The 19,265-nt window shown below is 65.5% G+C and carries 18 protein-coding genes; 10 read left to right on the top strand and 8 right to left on the bottom strand.

The window, feature by feature from the left end:
* Window positions 1–292: 292 nt before the first annotated feature.
* The 3 genes from F0U60_RS25700 to F0U60_RS25690 all read left to right on the top strand — a co-directional run bounded on the left by F0U60_RS25700 (window position 293) and on the right by F0U60_RS25690 (window position 4,303).
* Window positions 293–2,758 (top strand): glycosyl hydrolase 2 galactose-binding domain-containing protein, encoded by a 2,466-nt coding sequence (locus tag F0U60_RS25700; RefSeq protein ID WP_395824488.1) that lies wholly within the window; start codon window positions 293–295, stop codon window positions 2,756–2,758.
* 140 nt (window positions 2,759–2,898) lie between these two features.
* On the top strand, window positions 2,899–3,720 hold the full coding sequence (locus tag F0U60_RS25695; protein ID WP_395824484.1) for an alpha/beta fold hydrolase: 822 nt from the start codon (window positions 2,899–2,901) through the stop codon (window positions 3,718–3,720).
* A gap of 64 nt (window positions 3,721–3,784) precedes the next feature.
* Window positions 3,785–4,303 carry a MarR family winged helix-turn-helix transcriptional regulator gene (locus F0U60_RS25690; RefSeq protein WP_395824481.1) on the top strand — a complete coding sequence of 173 codons (519 nt, stop codon included), beginning with the start codon at window positions 3,785–3,787 and terminating at the stop codon, window positions 4,301–4,303.
* 1 nt (window position 4,304) lies between these two features.
* On the opposite strand, the gene F0U60_RS25685 is transcribed toward F0U60_RS25690, so the two are convergent.
* Window positions 4,305–5,639, bottom strand: coding sequence for a dicarboxylate/amino acid:cation symporter (locus F0U60_RS25685; RefSeq protein WP_395824478.1), 1,335 nt, complete (start codon window positions 5,637–5,639; stop codon window positions 4,305–4,307).
* A 40-nt stretch (window positions 5,640–5,679) separates the two neighbouring features.
* Window positions 5,680–6,408, bottom strand: a complete 729-nt coding sequence (locus tag F0U60_RS25680; protein WP_395824475.1) for an SDR family oxidoreductase — start codon at window positions 6,406–6,408, stop codon at window positions 5,680–5,682.
* Between the two features lie 147 nt (window positions 6,409–6,555).
* Here F0U60_RS25680 and F0U60_RS25675 point away from each other — a divergent pair, with 147 nt between their 5' ends.
* On the top strand, window positions 6,556–7,509 hold the full coding sequence (locus F0U60_RS25675; protein ID WP_395824472.1) for a LysR family transcriptional regulator: 954 nt from the start codon (window positions 6,556–6,558) through the stop codon (window positions 7,507–7,509).
* A gap of 8 nt (window positions 7,510–7,517) precedes the next feature.
* Complete coding sequence (locus tag F0U60_RS25670) at window positions 7,518–8,174, top strand: HAD family hydrolase (RefSeq protein ID WP_395824468.1); 657 nt, start codon at window positions 7,518–7,520, stop codon at window positions 8,172–8,174.
* Window positions 8,175–8,397: 223 nt separating this feature from the next.
* Here F0U60_RS25670 and F0U60_RS25665 read toward each other — a convergent pair whose 3' ends face one another.
* A complete protein-coding gene (locus F0U60_RS25665) occupies window positions 8,398–9,411 on the bottom strand; it encodes a GlxA family transcriptional regulator (RefSeq protein ID WP_395824465.1) in 1,014 nt (337 codons plus the stop codon).
* A gap of 167 nt (window positions 9,412–9,578) precedes the next feature.
* Between F0U60_RS25665 and F0U60_RS25660 the strand changes: the two genes are divergently transcribed.
* Window positions 9,579–10,406 (top strand): DJ-1/PfpI family protein, encoded by an 828-nt coding sequence (locus F0U60_RS25660; protein WP_395824462.1) that lies wholly within the window; start codon window positions 9,579–9,581, stop codon window positions 10,404–10,406.
* A 36-nt stretch (window positions 10,407–10,442) separates the two neighbouring features.
* On the opposite strand, the gene F0U60_RS25655 is transcribed toward F0U60_RS25660, so the two are convergent.
* Window positions 10,443–11,411, bottom strand: a complete 969-nt coding sequence (locus F0U60_RS25655) for a helix-turn-helix transcriptional regulator (protein ID WP_395824460.1) — start codon at window positions 11,409–11,411, stop codon at window positions 10,443–10,445.
* Between the two features lie 111 nt (window positions 11,412–11,522).
* Between F0U60_RS25655 and F0U60_RS25650 the strand changes: the two genes are divergently transcribed.
* Entirely contained in the window at window positions 11,523–11,993 is a 471-nt protein-coding gene (locus F0U60_RS25650; protein ID WP_395824457.1) for a GFA family protein, read from the top strand.
* Here the strand turns inward: F0U60_RS25650 and F0U60_RS25645 are convergent.
* Both F0U60_RS25645 and F0U60_RS25640 read right to left on the bottom strand, forming a co-directional pair.
* Window positions 11,890–12,357 carry a CHASE3 domain-containing protein gene (locus F0U60_RS25645; protein ID WP_395824454.1) on the bottom strand — a complete coding sequence of 156 codons (468 nt, stop codon included), beginning with the start codon at window positions 12,355–12,357 and terminating at the stop codon, window positions 11,890–11,892. The genes F0U60_RS25650 and F0U60_RS25645 overlap by 104 nt on opposite strands.
* Before the next feature lie 81 nt (window positions 12,358–12,438).
* Entirely contained in the window at window positions 12,439–12,852 is a 414-nt protein-coding gene (locus tag F0U60_RS25640; protein ID WP_395824451.1) for a winged helix-turn-helix transcriptional regulator, read from the bottom strand.
* A 130-nt stretch (window positions 12,853–12,982) separates the two neighbouring features.
* Between F0U60_RS25640 and F0U60_RS25635 the strand changes: the two genes are divergently transcribed.
* A complete protein-coding gene (locus F0U60_RS25635; RefSeq protein WP_395824449.1) occupies window positions 12,983–13,678 on the top strand; it encodes a glutathione S-transferase family protein in 696 nt (231 codons plus the stop codon).
* Between the two features lie 63 nt (window positions 13,679–13,741).
* Here F0U60_RS25635 and cglB read toward each other — a convergent pair whose 3' ends face one another.
* Entirely contained in the window at window positions 13,742–15,007 is a 1,266-nt protein-coding gene (gene cglB, locus F0U60_RS25630) for an adventurous gliding motility lipoprotein CglB (RefSeq protein WP_395824446.1), read from the bottom strand.
* 123 nt (window positions 15,008–15,130) lie between these two features.
* Window positions 15,131–16,246, bottom strand: coding sequence for a HEAT repeat domain-containing protein (locus F0U60_RS25625; RefSeq protein WP_395824442.1), 1,116 nt, complete (start codon window positions 16,244–16,246; stop codon window positions 15,131–15,133).
* A 188-nt stretch (window positions 16,247–16,434) separates the two neighbouring features.
* On the opposite strand from F0U60_RS25625, the gene F0U60_RS25620 reads away from it, so the two are divergent.
* Both F0U60_RS25620 and F0U60_RS25615 read left to right on the top strand, forming a co-directional pair.
* The gene (locus F0U60_RS25620) at window positions 16,435–17,802 is read left to right on the top strand and encodes a class II 3-deoxy-7-phosphoheptulonate synthase (protein ID WP_395824439.1); all 1,368 of its coding nucleotides are present in this window, start codon (window positions 16,435–16,437) and stop codon (window positions 17,800–17,802) included.
* Window positions 17,803–17,938: 136 nt separating this feature from the next.
* Entirely contained in the window at window positions 17,939–19,261 is a 1,323-nt protein-coding gene (locus tag F0U60_RS25615) for a right-handed parallel beta-helix repeat-containing protein (protein WP_395824436.1), read from the top strand.
* Window positions 19,262–19,265 lie beyond the last annotated feature (4 nt).

Raw genomic sequence — 19,265 nt, 5'->3', positions numbered from 1 at the left:
GTCTGGAGCGCCCGCGCCTCGGCTCTGACGTGGCCCGCCATACGGGCACGCACCGCCTTGATCCCAGACATGCAATGCCCATCTGCAACGAGCCCCGCCAGAGCCACTGGGATGTCGATGCGGGGTGGAGCTGCGTCTGTCCTCCTGACTCGGATGCCGGAGTGGCAGACGGCGGGATGGAGCGCTCTCCGAACTCGGAACAAAGCGCTCGGCACTCGCGGCACCGGGGGGACATATAGCTCGAGGTCCGACGCGGCTCGGACGTGACTTGCTGCTATGCTCAGAACACAAAATGCCTGAAACCACCCAAATCGACCTCGGTGGCGTCTGGTCGCTCGAGGCCGAAGGCCAGCGGCCGAACCTCAAGATCACCCTACCGGGCGACGTCCATTCCGCCTTGCAGGAACAAGGCATCATACCCGATCCCTATTTCGGCAAGAACGAAGCCGAGGTGCAGTGGGTGGCGCACAAGGACTGGAGGCTCTCGCGCAGCTTCCGGTTGGACGCTTCCGATCTGGATGGACGCTGGTATCTCGACCTGGATTTCGTCGATACGGTCGCGACCCTCCGCGTCAACGGCGAGAGGGTGCTGGAGGCCAACAACTGCTTCCGCCGCTACCGGCCCGACGTATCGAAGTTCCTCGCCGCGGGAGAGAACACGATCGAGGTGCTCCTGCATTCCCCGGTCGAGGCCGGCAAGGCGGTCCATGATCGGCAGCCCTTCGAGGTGCCGTGGACCCGGAACTCGCCGATTCCATACGGAAACATGTTGCGCAAGCCGCAATGCCACTTCGGCTGGGACTGGAACATCGCGCTTGCGCCGCTCGGCCTCTACGGCACGGTCAAGCTGCGCAAGCTGGACCCGGCGCGCATCGAACATCTCATGGTCACGCAGCGCCATCTGGCGACCGGCTCGGTCGAACTCGATGTCGTACTGACCCTCTTCGCCGTAGACCCTTGCGTGCTGCCCGTCGAATTCGAATTTGACGGCGAGACGGTGCGGCTCGATTGCAGTGCGAATGCCGGCGAGACGGTGCTCCACCAGCGCTTCGTCGTCGAGCGGCCACGCCTCTGGTGGCCCGCCGGCAGCGGCAAGCAGGAGCTCTACGAACTCAAGGTCACGATCCCGGGCGAGACCGTAGCCCGCCAGGTCGGCATCCGCACGATCGAGCTCATCACTGACAAGGACGAGGCGGGCGCCCGCTTTGCCTTCAAGGTCAACGGCCGCGAGATCTTCTGCAAGGGCGCGAACTGGATTCCGGCCGACGCGCTCTTCTCCAAGACGAGCCCTGAGAAGACCGAAGCGCTCTTGCAGTCGGCGGTCGACGCGAACATGAACATGATCCGCGTCTGGGGCGGCGGCTTCTACGAGCACGACGGGTTCTACGACACCTGCGACCGGCTGGGCCTGCTGGTCTGGCAGGACTTCATGTTCGCCTGCAATCTTTATCCCTCGACGCCCGAATTCCTCGACAATGTCGCGGCCGAGGTGGACTACCAGGTGCGGCGGCTCTCGCATCACGCCTCGATCGCGCTCTGGTGCGGCGACAACGAACTTGTGGGCGCGCTCACCTGGTTCCCGGTCTCCCAGAAGAACCGCGATCGCTACCTCGTCTCCTACGATCGGCTGAACCGGACGATCGAGGTCGCCGCCAAGAAGGCCAATCCGGAGCTCATCTGGTGGCCGTCGAGCCCGTCCTGCGGCTATCTCAACTTCGGCGATGCCTGGCATGCCGACGGCTCCGGCGACATGCATGTCTGGTCGGTCTGGCACGAGAACAAGTCGTTCGACCATTATCGCTCGGTCAAGCCGCGTTTCTGCTCGGAATTTGGCTTCCAGTCCTATACGTCGAACCTGCTGATCAGCCGGTTCGCCGACAAGAAGGACCTCAACATCGCGTCTCCGGTGATGGAGGTGCACCAGAAGAATCCTGGCGGCAACGAGCGCATTGCGGGCACCATGTTCCGCTACTTCCGCTTCCCAAAGGATTTCTACAACTTTGTCTATCTCTCTCAAATCCAGCAGGGCCTGGCGATCAAGACCGCCGTCGAATATTGGCGGTCGCTGAAGCCCCATTGCATGGGCACGATCATCTGGCAGCTCAACGACACCTGGCCGGTGGCCTCTTGGGCGAGCCTGGACTACGGCGGCAACTGGAAGGCCATGCATTATCAGGCGCGGCGCTTCTTCGAGCCCGTCAGCATCTTTGCGATCCCGTCAGCCGACGGCAAGGTGATCGACATGGCCATGGTCAACGACACCCCCCAACTCACCGAGGTTTCGGCCGAGTTCTTCACCGTCTCGATGGATGGCCAACGCTCGCCGCTGACCACCGCGCGCGGCACCTGCCGGCCGGACGCGGCATGCACGCTGATTTCGCTGCCAGCCGACAGCGTGCCCGAGGGAAGCCTGCTCATGTGGTCCTATTCAGCTTCAAATGGTTCGTCGGGCAGGGGGCACCACGTCAACGGCACCTACAAGCAGCTCGAGCTGGAGCCACCGGGGCTCTCAGCCCGCACGGTCCGGAGAGCCGACGGCAGCTACGAGCTCACGCTCTCGTCCAAGGGGCTGGCACTCTTCGTGATGATCGAGGCCGATATCGAGGGCCGGTTCTCCGACAATGCCTTCGATCTCACCGCAGGCGAAAGCCAGACCCTCTTCTTCACGCCGGTAGAACAGGGGGCGGAAGCGGAATTCACCCTCCGCGACCTCTATTCCTGCCAGGCGGTCGACTGCGCTTCGATTTCCACCAGCTGAGAAAGTGGCATCACTCGAAAAGGGTATCTCGCCCCCACTCTCCCGAGGATTCTCGCCACGGGCTCCAGCTGATATTCAGGACGGTGCAAGGACGCTCCTTCCTGCGTCCCAATGCCCCCCAAAATCATGGAGCCCAGACGATGAGCACGATCACGACGAAGGACGGCACGCAGATCTATTACAAGGACTGGGGGACAGGGCAGCCGGTGGTTTTCAGCCACGGCTGGCCGCTCAACGCCGATAGCTGGGAGGACCAGATGCTCTTCCTGGCAGCCAACGGCTATCGCTGCATCGCCCATGACCGTCGGAGCCATGGCCGCTCGAGCCAGACCTGGAGTGGCAACGACATGGACACCTACGCCGACGATCTCGCGGCGTTGATCGAGACCCTCGATCTGAAGAATGTCGTGCTGGTCGGCTTCTCCACAGGTGGCGGCGAGGTCGCCCGCTACATCGGTCGCCATGGCACGAAGCGTGTGGCCAAGGCCGTGCTGGTGGGCGCGGTGGCGCCGCTGATGCTGAAGACGGCGGCCAACCCCGGTGGCCAGCCGATCGAAGTCTTCGACGGCATCCGAGCCAATGTCCTCGCCGATCGCTCGCAGTTCTTCAAGGACCTCACCGGGCCCTTCTTTGGTGCCAACCGGCCGGGCGCCAAGGTCTCTCAGGGTATGCGAGACGCGTTCTGGCTCGCGGGGATGCAGGCCGGGTTCAAGGGCGCCCTCGACTGCATCAAGGCGTTCTCGGAGACGGATCTCACCCAGGATCTCAAGAAGTTCGACGTGCCGACGCTGATCATCCACGGTGACGACGACCAGATCGTGCCGATTGGTGCCTCGGCCCAGCTCTCGTCCAAGATCGTCAAGGGCTCCACGCTGAAGGTCTATCCCGGTGCGCCGCACGGCCTCACCAGCACGCACAAGGATCAGTTCAACGCCGACCTGCTCGCCTTCCTGAAGTCCTGAGCCACTGGGTGGGGGTCCCGGCGCCTTACTTCATAGCTTATATAAGGGGTGATATGTACAGGCCATGAGGCGAGGACTGGGAACCCAGCTAAGGCATCTACTCGAGCTGCTCGACGGAGCGGTGGCCCAGGCATACGAAGACGCCGGGCTGGACTATCGGCCGCGGTACACGCCGGTCATGCGCGTGCTGCAGCAACACGACAGCGCATCGATCGGCCAGATTGCCGCGGCGGCGGGCATCACCCAACCGGCAGCGACGCAGACGGTCGCGCTGATGAAGAAGGAAGGGCTGGTCTCGGTCGAGCCGGGGGAGGATGGACGACAGCGCCTCGTCTGTCTGACGCGGCGGGGACGTGACTTGCTGCCCGGGCTGGAGGCCTGCTGGGCGGCCACCCGCGCGGCAGCGGACAGCCTGGACGCGGAGCTGCCCTTTCCTCTGTCACAGTGCCTCGCGGACGCAATCGATGCGCTCGAGACGAAGTCGTTTGGCGAGCGAATTCGCGAGGCCCGGGCTCGCGCGCGCCCTGCGAAGACGTCGAACCCGAAAGCGAAGGACACCTGGGGCAAGACCAAGCAGGGATGAGCTACTCGCCCGAGGCCGTGCTCGGAGAATACTCGGGCACGGGCTGGGAGGGGTTGAGCATCACCTCGTCGAAGGTCTTGCGGTCCAGCCCGCCTTCCCACCGCGACACCACGACAGTCGCCACGGCATTGCCAATGAAGTTGGTCAGCGCCCGGCACTCGGACATGAAGCGATCGATGCCCAGGATCAGCGCCATGCCAGCGATGGGCACAGAGGGCACCACCGACAGGGTTGCGGCCAAGGTGATGAAGCCCGCGCCCGTCACCCCCGCGGCGCCCTTGGAGCTCACCATGGCCACCAGCAGCAGCAGCACCTGCTGGCCGAGGGTCAAATGGGTATTGGTCGCCTGGGCGATGAAGAGCGCCGCCAGCGTCATGTAGATGTTGGTGCCATCCAGGTTGAAGGAGTAGCCGGTGGGCACCACCAGGCCGACGATCTGCTTGGGGCAGCCCGCCCGCTCCATCTTCTCCAGCAGGCTGGGCAAGGCGGCCTCGGACGAGCTGGTGCCCAGCACGAGCAGCAGCTCCGCCTTGAGGTAGCGGATGAGCCGCAGAATGGAGAAGCCGTTGTAGCGGGCCACCAGCCCCAGCACCACGAGCACGAAGACGGCCGAGGTCAGGTAGAAGGTGAGCACGAGCGCCGCCAGGTTCACCACCGCGCCAAGCCCGTACTTGCCAATGGTGAAGGCGAACGCGCCGAAGGCGCCGATGGGCGCGGCCTTCATGAGGATGCTCACCAGCCGGAAGAAGGCGTGGCTCAGCGAGTGGAGCAGCGCCAGCACCGGCTGGGCCTTCTCCCCCACCGCGGCCAGGGCGATGCCGAACAGCACGGAGACGAACAGCACCTGGAGGATGTCTCCCTCGGAGAAGGCGCTCACCACCGTCGTGGGGATGATGTTGAGCAGGAACTTCACCAGCGACTGGTCATGCGCCTTGGCGGCATAGGCGCTCACCTCGCCCGCCGAGGACAGGGTGCTCGGGTCGATGTTCATCCCCTCCCCTGGCCGCACCACGTTGGCGATGAGCATGCCCACCACCAGCGCCAGCGAGGAGAAGGTGAGGAAGTAAGCGAAGGCCTTGGCGGCCACACGGCCCACCTTGTTCAGGTCCGTGGACCCCGCGATGCCCGTCACCACCGTGAGGAAGATGACGGGAGCGATCACCATCTTCACAAGCTTGATGAAGCCGTCGCCCAGGGGCTTCAGGGACGCGCCGAGCTCCGGGTAGAAGTGGCCGAGCAGTGCGCCCAAGGCGATGGCCGCGAGCACCTGGACATAGAGGTGCCGGTGAAGACCGCGGGAGGTGGGCTCCGCCTTGGAGAAGTCCTGAACGGCCATGGAGGGGTGGTCCTTGGGAAGTTCGAGACCCCCGAGCCTATCAAGTGATGCCGCCGTTGGCACCGAGGACCTGACCCGTGACCCAGCCCGCCTCGTCCGAGACGAGAAACGCCACGACATCCGCAATTTCCTCCGGCCGTCCAATCCGTCCCAGCGGCGTGTCACCGGGCGCACTCTTACGACGGGCGGGTCCCAGCATCTCGGTATCCGTGGGGCCTGGCGCCACGGCGTTCACGGTGATTCTCCGAGGCCCAAGCTCCTTGGCGAGCGTCTTGACGAACTGCTCCACGGCCGCCTTCCCGGCCTGGTAGAGACCAAGCGCTGGCAGCCCCTGGAGTGTCAGACATGTTGAGAACCCGATAACACGGCCGCCCTCCGGCACGCGTCTGGCGGCCTCAATGAAGGTGAGAAAAGAGCCGCGTGCATTGACCGAGAAGCCGACGTCGAAGTCGGCCTCGGTCATCTCGGCGAAGGGCCTGGCGAAGAAGGTGCCGGCATTGGCCACGACGATGCTCGGACGACCCATGCGGCGCTCGGTCTCATCGAAGAGCCGCTTCACGTCCTCGTGGCGGGAGACATCGGCCTGGATGGCGGTGGCCTTCCCCCCCGCCGCTACAATCGAGGCAACGACAGCCTCGGCCTTGTCCCGGCTTCCCGCGTAATTGACCGCAACGGACGCACCGTCACGCGCCAGGCGTTCCGCGATGGCTCGGCCAATGCCCCGCGATGCGCCCGTCACCAGTGCAACACGCCCCGAAAGTCGATTCATCTCTTGCCTCCATCCGTGCGGAGTGGCCGCCGATACCGGCGCGTCACCCCGTGAGTGATGGACAACTAGATGCACTTCATCGAGGCGGTTGATAATCACCTCGAATGGCGAAGGACCTTCAAGTGCCATGAAAAGATGAGAGGGACCATGGACCGATTCCAGAGCATGGCGGTGTTCACCCGGGTGGTCGCGAGCGGCAGCCTCTCGAAAGCCGGCCGCGAGCTCGGGATGTCCCCGGCAGGGGTGAGCCATCACCTCCGCGCGCTCGAGGACTGGCTGGGCGCCCGGCTGCTCAACCGCACGACGCGGCGGCTCGCGCTGACGGAGGTCGGCGCGGGCTTCCATGCGCGTTGCGTCCGAATCCTCGAGGAGGTGGAAGAGGCGCGCTCCGCCGCTGACGCCTTGCAGGCAACGCCGCGAGGGCTCCTTCGGGTCAACGCGCCCATCACGTTCGGCATGCGGCACCTCGCACCGGCGATCGCCGACTATCTCGCGACCCATCCGGAGATGGCCATCGACATCACCCTCAATGACCGCAGGGTCGACCTCCTCGAGGAGGGCTTCGATGTAGCAATCCGCATCGGCACGCTCGCCGACTCGAGCCTCATCGCGCGACGCCTCGCGCCGAGCCGCTCCGTGCTCTGCGCTGCTCCGGCCTATGTCGAGCGGTTCGGCGCTCCGTCGTCTCCGTCCGACCTCACCCGTCACCAGTGCTTCGAGTACACGTATCGCTCGACACCCGGGGAGTGGCGGTTCGTGGGGCCCAAGGGAAAAGAGGAGTCCGTGCGCATCCGTGGGCGACTGACGGCGACCAACGGCGAGCTGCTCCGCGTCGTCGCGCTCCGAGGGCTGGGGCTCACCCTCGCGCCAACCTTCATCGTGGGGGAGGATCTCGCTGCCGGCCGTCTGGTACGCCTCATGCCCGGCTACGAGCCAGCGGAGGTCGCCATCCACGCGGTGTATCCTCAAGGCCGTCATCTCTCGGCCAAGATCCGCAGCTTCGTCGACTTCCTCGCGGCCCGCTTTGGGAAGGAGCCTGCGTGGGACCAGCCTCCGCGCAAGACACACCGACGCCTCCCAACCGCCCCTGGTTTGCGATAGGGAGGGCCATGCTCACCATCTTCGATTGTGACGGCGTGCTGATCGATTCAGAAGTCCTGGCGGCGGGCGTACACGCCGAGCTGCTGACCGGACTGGGGCTCGTCATCTCCCGGGAGGAGGTCATCACCCGCTTCACCGGGCTGACCGACGCACAGCTCAGGACCCTGGTCACCCAGCAGCTCGGGCGCCCTCTGCCAGCGGACTACCGTGAGCGTTCGAACATCGAAATCGACCGCAGACTGGAGAGCGTGAAGCCGATCGAGGGCGTGCACGCGCTGCTCGATCGACTCACGGGCCCACGCTGCGTCTGCTCGAACTCGAGCACCCGGCGACTGAAGATCAGCATGAGCGCGGCGGGCCTCTGGGAGCGCTTCCATCCCCACATCTTCTCGGCCCCCGAGGTGGGACGCTCGAAGCCCTCCCCCGACGTCTTCTTGCACGCGGCGCGGGTGTTCGGGGCCCATCCGCAAGACACGCTCGTCATCGAGGATTCTTCACATGGTGTCGAGGGAGGAGTCGCGGCCGGCATGCGGGTGATTGGTTTCACGGGAGGCGGGCACAGCTGGCCCGGTCATGCCGATGCCTTGGTGCGCGCGGGAGCCGTGAAGGTGGTCTCTCGCCTCGAAGACGTAGGGGCGGCCATCGAGGAGTTTTCTTCCAGATAACGCACTCGATGTGAGGCCCCTCGTGCTCGGGACTCCCAGGCCGATGCAGTCAGCCAAGGGCTTCTGCGATGCGACTGTCCATCCGATTGCTTCTCACGCTTCTCATGCCGCTGGCGCTTAGTCCAGACGTCCACCCCCCAGTGGACACCAGACGGCCCGGGTGTGCTCCTGCTTCCTGCAGAGCCCCTCCGGGCCGTCGTCTTTCCAGAGGTCCGCTCTAGCATCAACGAAAGTGCTCCCGGTAGCGCGCTGGAGTGACACCGAGTCCACGCAAGAAGGCGCGCCGCATTACCTCGGCACTGCCGAAGCCGCAGGCGCTGGCGATCTCTTCGACCCCCTTGTCTGTCCGTTCGAGCTGGCGCCGCGCCGCTTCGACGCGCAAGTGCTGGACGTAGCGGGCCGGGGTCTTTCCCAACTCCTGGAGAAACACGCGGGCGAAGTTGCGAGGGCTCATCGCCACTCGCGCGGCCAGGGATTCGACGGACATCTGCTCGCCAGGGTTCTCGGCCATCCAAACCTGAAGCTCGTGGAGCGCCTTGCGCTCGGAGGACTGCGCGGACAGGGCGACACTGAACTGGGCTTGCCCGCCGGGCCTGCGCAGGAACAGCACCAGACCCCGTGCGACCTGGAGCGCAGCGGCGCTTCCGAAGTCCTCCTCCACCATCCCCAGGGCGAGGTCCATCCCGGTGGTGACCCCCGCTGAGGTGTAGATGCGGCCGTCCTGAATCCAGATGGGGTTGGGATCGACGGACACCCGGGGGTAGCGCCTGGCCATCTCGCGAGCCCATCCCCAATGCGTGGTGGCGCGCCGCCCATCGAGGAGCCCGGCTTCGGCCAGCAGGAAGGCGCCGGTGCAGATGGAGCCCAGGCGCCGCACCTGGGAAGCCCGCTCACACAACCAACGAAGAAGCAAGGGATCGCGCACGTTCACCACACCGGTGCCGCCGGCCACCAACAGCGTGTCGATCGGTCCGCGGACCTCGTTGAAGCTCCGCCCGGCCAGGAGCGAGAGCCCCGACTCCCCCGTGACGGTCCGTTCCGGCGTGCTCGTCACGAGCTCAATCTCGTAGCCGGGGTCGCGCCCCCCGAGGAGATGGTTGAGGCCCGCGAACACCTCCACGGGCCCCACGACATCGAGCTCCTGAACGGGCGGCACCGCGAGCACGACCACGCGTCGCACCTGACGGACCGAGCCATTCTTCCTCCCACTCCGCACCAGCGCTGCACGTGTGCTCACCTCGTCCTCCCTGCCCTCGAACGTACCCCACGGAGTGCTCGCATGACTCTGGCAGGAATCGTGGGGTCTTCGTCCTGACGGCAAATCCGCACAAACAGTACCTTGTGCGAGCCATACAGCAACAACCCACCCATGCACACGCGCATGGATTCTCAAGAAGGACGCACATGAACAGGCGTGACTTTGGAAAGACCCTTGGCACCCTCCTGGCAGCCTCGACCCTCACGGGAGGGCTGGAGGGTCTGGCCGCTACCCCCAGAGCAACTGGCAGCGGCCGGGAGTCGCCTCCGCCGCCCTCAGGCACGAGGCTGCGGATCGCCATGCTCATCTACCCGGGAATGACCGCGCAGGACATGATCGGCCCGCAGCTCCTCTTCGCCTCGCTCGGAAATGTCGACGTCCAGCTCGTATGGAAGACCCGGGAGCCCGTGGTCAGTGACACCGGAGTCACCATCCTGCCCACCGCCACGTTCCAAGAATGTCCAAAGGACCTGGACATCCTGTTCGTGGGAGGTGGCTTGTCGGGCACCTGGGCCCTCCTGAACGATCTACAGGTCCTCGACTTCCTCGAGGACAGGGGCCACTGCGCCCGGTACGTAACCAGCGTCTGCACCGGCTCCCTCGTGCTGGGAGCCGCCGGCCTGCTGCGCGGGTACGAGGCCGCCTCGTACTGGGCGGTGAGGGACCTGCTTCCGCTGCTCGGAGCCAGGCCCGTCGCCCAGCGAATCGTCCAGGACCGCAACCGCATCACGGGAGGCGGTGTCACCGCGGGCCTCGATTTCGGCCTCTACCTCTCGGCTCAGCTGCGCGGAGAGACGTTCGCCCGGATGCAGCAACTGTCTATCGAGTACGACCCGCAGCCTCCGTTCCAGGCTGGAAGTCCCGAGAGCGCCGGAGCGGCCATTACAGCCCAGGTCCTGGACATCCTGGCACCCGAGCTCGAGGCCGGCCGACAGGCAGCTCTCGAGGCTGCGAGGCGACTCGACGAGCGCTGAATCACGGGGCGGGCTATTGCGTGACCCTCACGATTCTCAGGGTGTTCCCTCGCGCTGTGCGGCTCGGGCGAGACGCTCGGACAGGCGGCGAAGGTGTTCGATGAGCTCTTTCGGTTCGTGCACTTCGAACTCGAACCCCAGCCACCCAAAGTAGAACGCGAGCGCCTCGAGGCTGTCGGCGCCAGCGTGGACCAGGCAGCGCTCCGCATCCAGCTCCTCGATGCGGCCAGCCACTCCGGACAACCGCTCGGAGACCACGCGCGAGGAGGCATGCACCGTCACGCGGGCGCGAAACCGGTACGCGTCTGTCGAGACCGCTTGCGAGACGTAGGCGGCCACATCCTCTGACGGTAATGGGCGGGCCTTGAAGGAGCGGCCGGTTCTCGGCTTCGGTCCGATGCGGTCGACGCGAAAGGTCCGCCACCCTTCCCTCTCGAGATCGTAGGCGAGGAGATACCAACGGTAGCTGGTGTGCACGAGGCGGTAGGGCTCGACACACCGCTCGCTCGCCATGCCCTCACGACTGCTGTAGTCGAATCGAAGCAGCTCGGAGTCGCGGCACGCATGGGCGATCACCGCCAGCGCCTCCGCATCGACCGAGGGCCCCGTGTCGCCGAGCCGCACGCTCACGGCCTGCAGCGCGGCCACCCTCCGCCGGAGCCTCTTCGGCAGCACCTGCTCCAGCTTCCCGAGCGCCCTCACCGCGGCCTCCTCCAGCCCCTTCACCGGCCCGGTCGCCGCCACGCGCAGCCCCACCGCCACGGCGACCGCCTCCTCGTCCTCCAGCGGCAGAGGGGGCAGCTCCTTGCCCGCCCCCAGCTGGTATCCGCCGCCCACACCCGCGGTCGCATGCACCGGGTAGCCAAGGCTCCGGAGCCGATCCACGTCCCGGCGGACGCTGCGCTCGGTCACCCCCAGCTCGCGCGCCAGGTCCCCTCCTGCCCAGAAGCGCCGGGACTGCAACAACGACAGGACCTTCAGCAGCCGGGCGGACGTCTGGACCATGGGATGGCTCCTCTCATCGCGGACCGAATCTGTCCGCGACCCTTCCTACCTTCTCTACATCCCAAGGGCGAGCCCTGAAGGCGCCCCGCCCACAACCTCGGAGCATCAGCCATGAGCAACCCCACTTCCGCGCAGAGCACCCTCTCCCCGGGCCTCCGGACGTACAAAGGCAGCTGTCAGTGCGGCGCCGTGCGCTTCGAAATCGACTTCGATCCCAGCAACGGGACGACCCGGTGCAATTGCACCATCTGCACCAAGACCGCGTGGTGGGGCGTCCACGTGAAGCCGGACGCCTTCCGTCTCCTTTCCGGTGGAGAGGTCCTGGGCGACTACTCGCGGCATGAGGCCATGCATGCGCGGTTCTGCAAGGTGTGCGGAATCCGCGTGTTCGGACACGGGGACATTCCGGAGCTGGGCGGAGCGTTCTACAGCGCGAACCTGAACTGCCTGGATGGCGCCAACCTCTCCGGCATCCAGATCAAGTACCTAGACGGGCTCCACGACACCTGGGAGCAGCTCGCCGTCGCGCCGTATGTGGATCCGTTCTCCGCCAGGGCGGCAGCACCGCACCCCACGGCATGAAGCGCCTGGTTGGCTCGGCCCACTCAGGTTCTAGCCTCTCGACTCTTTGTTGTTGGGCGGGGCTGTAGGCGGCAAGCTTTCGTACGTCCTCAAGGGCTGGCCGGTACCCCTCGAGGACCTGGTGGTAGGGGGCGAGATACGACTCATTGCCCGTGACGAGGAAGCCACGCTGGCCTGTTTCGGCATCCACCAGGATGCGCTGGAGACGCTCGGTCGCGAGTTGAATCTCGTGAGTGTGCTTCACCCAGGACTCAGCCTCGATAAGGCTTTGCCAGGAGCGGTTGGAGGCCCAGAGAAGGAGCGCAAGGAGCAGGCTGGCAACAAGCGCCAGCCCAGCCGGCTGAAGCGGCAGCTTCCGTCTCATGGAACAACCCCCCAAGGGCGCTGGCGCAACCACCCAGCCCTGGCATCAACAACCCCCAGGCAACATCATCCTGGAGCACTCCTATTCTGCGGTGCCGGGTGGGGTCGCCAGGGCAGCCCGGTATGGGATAGGCGCTCCATCGCCTGCTCCTTCCTGATGAGGTTGAGCCGCTGCCGTCCGGTGCCGCTGACGAAGCGCCCCCCACCAGTCGCCGAGCGCGTTGAGCAGGGGCACCAACTCGCGACCGTCCGCCGTGAGCTCATAGTCTACGCGCGCGGGCACACCCGGGTAGATCGTGCGGGACACAATCCCGGCGGCCTCCAGCTCGCGAAGCTCGAGCGTCAGCATCCGTTGCGAGATCTTCGGGTTGTCGCGACGCAGCTCGCTGAACCGCTTGGGTCCATTGCTCAAGTAATAGATCAACAAGGTGGGCCAGCGCCCACTCAGAAGGCGCATCACATCTTCGATGGGGCATCCAGAGACCGTGTCTTTCATCGTCATCACCGAGTATGAAAAATGTGACCGCACAACATTTTTGTGCCTACTTCACAATCAATCCAGACTGACGCATATGAACTCCAGCCGCGACACTTCAGACGCGGCGACATCCACATCTGGAGAAGACATGGAACCCGTACTCTTTTATGGAGTCCCGCAGGGGTGTTCATTCGGTTCGATCGTGGCCCTGGAGTGGCTCGGCTTGCCGTACCGGCTCTGTCGGATCACGCATGATACGCCAAAGGACCTGTTCGCGCAGTTCAACCCGGTTCGCCAGACACCGGTCCTGCTGCTCGAGAACGGCACCGCCTTGACTGAAAGCGCCGCGATCTTGCAGCACCTGGCCAACCGGGTGCCGGAGCGGCGGTTGGGCTTCGCCCAGGGAACGCCTGAACATGACCGGCTCAATGAGACCCTGGCCTACCTCAACACGACCTTCTTCTCGGCGTTCGCCCCGCTCTGGGCCTCCTACGATATGGAGAAGAATCCGCCCGTGCAGGAGATGCTACGGGCAATGGGCCGCGAGAAGGTCGCCAAGGCGCACAAGGAGCTTGAGGCGATGATGGCCAGACGGGAATGGCTGGTGGGCAACACGCGCACGATCGCCGATGCCTACTTCATCGGCATCGCGCGCTGGGCCACGTTCCACGGCGTGGCGGAGCCACGGGCCTATCCGAGGATCCACGCCCATATCCAAAGGCTGGAGGCGGACCCCGCGGTGATTTTCGCTCACGCGATCGAAGAGGAGCGTCCAGCCACGAGCTCGGGTGGATTCAAGGGGCACGTCGCGCTCGAGGACCTGCGGTCGCGTCTGGCGGCTTGAAAGCCAGCCCGAGGGGCGATCGCACCGCATCGCCCCCTCAGCGCGTCAAGCCGCCCCAGGGAACTACCGCCGCTGAACGGTGCGCACCTCGACGTTCACAGGCGTCGCCTCCGTGGAGTTCTTGAGACGCTCGCACGTGGCGCCCGCGAAGGAGATGCCCTCCTCCGTCAGGCTCCAGTCCACACCCGGGGAGAGGCGCTCCCCGTCGACGTAGACCACCGCCAGATCCTGCGAGTCCGGACGCTCGGAGTCGTCCTCGAAGGCAAACAGACAGGGCTCTTGAACCAGGATCTGGTTGCTGATGTCTCGCAGGGCCGAGACCAGCTCCGCCCTGTTGGACGCCTGGAAGAAGCGGCGCTTGCAGAGCCCCGCGGCCGTGTCACACGTGTCACCCGTGCCGCAGTCCACGTCCCGCGCGCACGTGCGATTGAAACCGCCCACCACGGCCATCTGGTTGAGGGTCTCCGCTCCCCGTCTGCCCGACTCGCTGGAGGCGTCGAAGTCCGCGCCGAAACCGATGACGATGGTCTGGATCTCCTTGTTGCGCAGGTCCTGCACCGCCGTCACCGAGGCATTCGCGTCGAGGCAGCCGATCTGCGGGGCAGCGCTGCAGCTAGCCGACAGGGTGCAGAAGCAATCGGGACTCGGCGCGGGGGTCGGGAAGTTCCTGTTGCAGTTGGGGAGACCGTCCGTGAGCAGCAGCACGAAATCGGAACGATCGCCCGTCTGCATCTCATTGAGTTTGCCCAGGAACGCGAGGCTCTCGCTGGTGGGTGTACCCCCTCTGGGCACCAACTCGCCCGTGGTCGAGGAGTTCTTGATCGCGAGGATCGCATTCTTCACATCCTCGGCGTTCTTCTCGAGTGAGGCCACGTCCTCGACACTCGCGGCAGGCAAGGCGACTTCAACCTTGGACGAGGGGTCGCACGAGTTAAGCGAATTACCCGCTGGGTAGGTGGCGAGCCCGAAACGCGCGAGAGAGCCACTGCTCTTGAGGAAGTCCTGCATCGCGCCCTGCAGCTCGCTCCAGCGCGTGGGGCAAACGGCTGTATTGCACGGACGCTGCTCAGAATCGCCACAGACTTTACCGTCGCTCAGCTTACAGGCCGGAAGCGACGGGTCTACCGGGGCCGTCATCGAGGCGGACTTGTCCACCAGCAGCATCAGGTTCGGCTTGGACACCTTCGCCACAACCCGCCGCGATTTCGTTGTCTGAGAAATCGCGAGCGGATCCACCGGCTCGAAGTCATACGTCTGGCAAGAGGTGGCGAGAACACCACCGAAGGCACCCAGGACAAGGGCGCCCAGGAAGGGCAGCTTGGTACGCATTATCGATGTCGCTCCGCGGAAACAGGCGCGGTTCTTCCCCGCGCTTACTATGATCCGGCCCCGAAAGTTGGATATCAAAGATACCCCCTCCGGCGCGACACGCGTACAGGAGAATGTGACGTTTTAACGGCGCTTGGAGCCCGGACCGCGCGCCTGCTCCACCCAGCGGCGCCAGGCCGTTATGTCATCACCGAAATCTTGCCCTGCCAGCTGCGCGAGCACCTTCCGCGCGGGCTCGCGGTCGAGCTCCGACTGCATGCTCGCCATCTCCAGCAGCACCTCACCGGCCTTGTCGAGGATCTGCTGCCGGTGGACAGTGCCCTCCACCTCCAGGATGTGCACCAGCGTCCAGCCTGCCTTGTTGCGGTCGGACGCCAGCGGGTACCAGAGCGCCTCGAGGATGGGCTCGATCGGAACGAGGCCGGGCTTCTTCGACCGCTCCTGCGCCGAGCCGATCCGGCGCAGCGCCTCGTTGCGCACCCCCTCGTACGGGTCACGCACCGAGGGGAGAAGGGCCTTCACCAGCTGCTCGGGTGAGGACAGGTACGTCAGGAGCATGAGCGCGTTCATGCGCTTGCCGCTGTCCTTGTCCTCGCGCAGCACGCGCACCAGCGCATCGGCGCTGCGGGGCACTCCGTCGATGAACCGCTGCTCCATGGGCGCGAGCTCGGGGTGATCGAAGCCTCCGTAGCACCCCATGGGCGCACGGCAGGTGCCCATGCCCCACTCAGGCACCGCGCCCTGGCTCCGCAGCGTCCAGAACGTCTTCAGGTAGTCCGACCAGGCCGCGATCAGTCCCTCTGGATCAGCGACATCCCCCATTGGCTCAGGGTTGAAGGGCATGCGCCACTCGTCCCCGATGTCGACCAGATCCACTGTCACACGCATGGTGTGGTTCATGTTCTGGCCCACCGTCATCCGGATGAACGCGAAGGACCCGGTGTCGGTGAGTCGCTTCTTGCTCTCGATGAGCTTCGCGACGAACTCCTTCTGCTGTGCCTCATCCTTCGTGTCGAGCCGCGTGCCCGGCGCCGGCAGGGTGATCAACTTGAGCAGCGTCTCCTTGGGGACCTTGCGCGAGCCGAAGACCTCCACCCCCTCGAACACGTAGATGGAGCTGGGCTGCTGCGGCGCCTCGGCCTTCACAGGCGCAGCGGTCTGGGTGGTGAACGGTTCGGCCTGGCGGGTGGTGGTGGTGCAACCAGCGAGCAGGGCAAGGCTGACGACGAAGCGTTTCATGAGTCCCCTCGGTGCCTGGAAGCAGGCACAGCCCCCGCGACTGTAGTGGTACAACGCAGAGGCTGGCGAGGCGAAGACCCAGAGGCGGGTCGGGGTACCACCCTCCCGAATGCACCCTCTCGTGCTGGAGAACCCGCCTGCCTGACCTCGTGCTGGTTCCCCATCAGTGTGATATTCCTGAACCCCGTATGAGCACCTGGTCCCCCTCTTCCTGGAAGACGAAGCCCATCACCCAAGACGTTCGCTACGAAGATCCGAAGGAGGTGGACGACGTCGTCACGGCGCTCAGCCGGCTGCCTCCGCTGGTCACCTCCTGGGAGGTGGAGCGGCTGCGCGAGCTGCTGGCGGAGGCCCAGCAGGGCCGCCGCTTCCTGCTGCAGGGCGGAGACTGCGCCGAGTCACTCTCCGACTGCCGCTCGGACATCATCACCAACCGGCAGAAGATCATCCTGCAGATGTCGCTGGTGCTCATCCACGGGGGGCACCGGCCCGTCATCCGGGTGGGGCGCATCGCTGGCCAGTACGCCAAGCCGCGCTCCAAGCCCACTGAGGTGCGCGGGGGCGTGGAGCTGCCCAGCTACTTCGGGGACCTGGTCAACCGGCCGGAGTTCACCCCCGAGGCGCGGCGGGCGGACCCGAAGCTGCTGCTGGCCTGCTACCACCACGCGGCGATGACGCTCAACTTCGTGCGCTCGCTGAGTGACGGTGGTTTCGCGGACGTGCACCACCCCGAGTACTGGGACCTGAGCTTCTTCCGGCAGGCCGCCGTGCCGGGCGAGCTGCGCGAGGAGTACGAGCAGACCACCCGCAAGCTCAGCGAGGCCCTGCGCTTCATGGAGGCCCTGGGCGAGCGCACCGTGGCGGACCTCACCCGCGTGGACTTCTACACCAGCCACGAGGGCCTCAACCTCCATTACGAGTCCGCCCAGACGCGCCAGGTTCCGTGGCGCAAGGGCTGGTACGACCTGACGACGCACCTGCCGTGGATTGGCGAGCGCACCCGCTCCCTGGACGGTGCGCACGTGGAGTTCTTCCGCGGCATCCGCAACCCGGTGGGGGTGAAGCTGGGCCCCAGCGTGTCCCCCGAGGACGCCGTCCGCCTGGCCGAGACGCTCAACCCGGACAACGAGCCGGGGAAGCTCGTCCTCATCACCCGAATGGGCGCCCAGCGGGTGGCGGACGCACTCCCCCCGGTGGTGGAGGCCATGCGCCGCGCGGGCAGGCTCGTGCTGTGGGTGTGCGATCCGATGCACGGAAACACCGTGAGCACCTCCTCCGGCATCAAGACGCGCAACTTCGATGAAGTCCTGCGCGAGGTGGAGCAGAGCTTCGACGTGCACGAGAAGCTTGGCTCCTACCTGGGTGGGGTGCACTTCGAGCTCACCGGCGAGGACGTCACCGAGTGCGTGGGCGGCGCCGTCGGCATCACCGAGCGGGACCTGGAGCGCAACTACGCCACCCTGTGCGATCCGCGGCTCAACTACCGCCAGGCCCTGGAGATGAGCTTCCGCATCGCTCGGCGCATGAGCCGCCTGCCCCGCGTGCCGCAGCCCTGAGCCCACGGGCAGAAGGGACGATCCTGACCCCAAGTGCGCCCGCTGCGCGGGTGCACAGCACTGGGAGTCCGAGAGCGCCTGGCCCGTGGCTCATCTGTATTCGTTGAGCACGCTGGGCGCTGTAGCGTCCGCGAGGATGAAACTCTCACCTCGCGCATACATCGTTCTCGCTAGCTCGCTCCTCCTCGCCGCATGCCCCTCGGACCCTGAGCTCGGTCCAGGGTCCGAGCCGTCCGCTCCGCCGCTGCCGGCTTCGCCGAACATACCGGCGAAGGAGTGCACCATCGATCTGGCGCGGTGGAACATCTCGAACGACGGCACTCGCCCGGACGAGACGACCGACGGAATCAACGCCGCCCTCCAGGCGCTCGTCGGCGAGGGCTGCGGCCGCGTGAAGCTCCCGACGGGCCATTACGCCATCGGGAAGCGGCTTTCGGACTCCTACACGGGTGGGATCGTCCTCCCCAGTCGGATGACCCTGGTGATGGACGACAACACGGTGCTCCAGCTCCGCCCGACGGACACCTGGGCCTACTGTGTGATCGACATCTCGAACGCGCACGATGTGGGCGTCTCCGGCGGGTCGATCATCGGCGACCGCGACGTCCATGACTTCAAGGTGAATGGAGAAGAGGGCCACTGCATCTGCATCGAAGACGAGAGCGAGCGCGTCGCCATCGACCGCGTCCGCCTGAGCAAGGCCATTGGCGATGGCGTCCTGATCGTCGCGCAGGGCGAGGAGGGCTCCTCCTGTAAGGACATCTCGATAACCAACAGCGAGATCTTCGACAACCGTCGTCAGGGCATCTCGATCGTCGGTGGGATGCGAGTCCTGATTGAGAACAACGAGATCCACCACATCAACGGAACGGCGCCGCAGTTCGGAATCGACATCGAGAGCCTGAAGTACAAGAGCCAGGACATCACGATCCGAAACAACCAGTTCCACCACAACCGCGGTGGTGACTTCGTGAACACCGACGGTCGCGGCGTCCTCCTGGAGCGCAACACCATGCGGGACGGGGATGGAAATCGCTACATCGACGGCCCCATCATCTACTGGAGCAACACCGATCAGATCATCCGCGGCAACCACATCACGATGGCGCTGGGCTCCGCGAACGGGAAGATGGGCATCCTCGAGTACTCCCATAAGACGCCGCGCACGAATCCCACGCGGAACCTCGTCGAGGAGAACACGCTCGAGGGCTGCTCAATCGACCTGATGCATGACTCGCTCGTCACGGTCCGTCGGAACACCGTGCGCAACGCCTCCATCATCCTCTACCACGTGGAAGACGTGGAGCTCGTGGAGAACACCATCGAGAAGGAGGGGCGCTCCTACTCGTATATGATCCACAAGAGTACGGGTACGGCGTCCGGGAACATCCTGAACGGCACGCCGTACGAGATCGCGATAACGCCCGACGCGCCGTTCTCGAACTGGGACGGGCAGTAGAGTG

The sequence above is a fragment of the Archangium minus genome, assembly GCF_044360475.1.
GTDB lineage: Bacteria > Myxococcota > Myxococcia > Myxococcales > Myxococcaceae > Archangium > Archangium minus.
The sequence above is the reverse complement of the archived record's forward strand: the minus strand, read 5'-3'. Positions and strand labels throughout refer to the sequence as shown.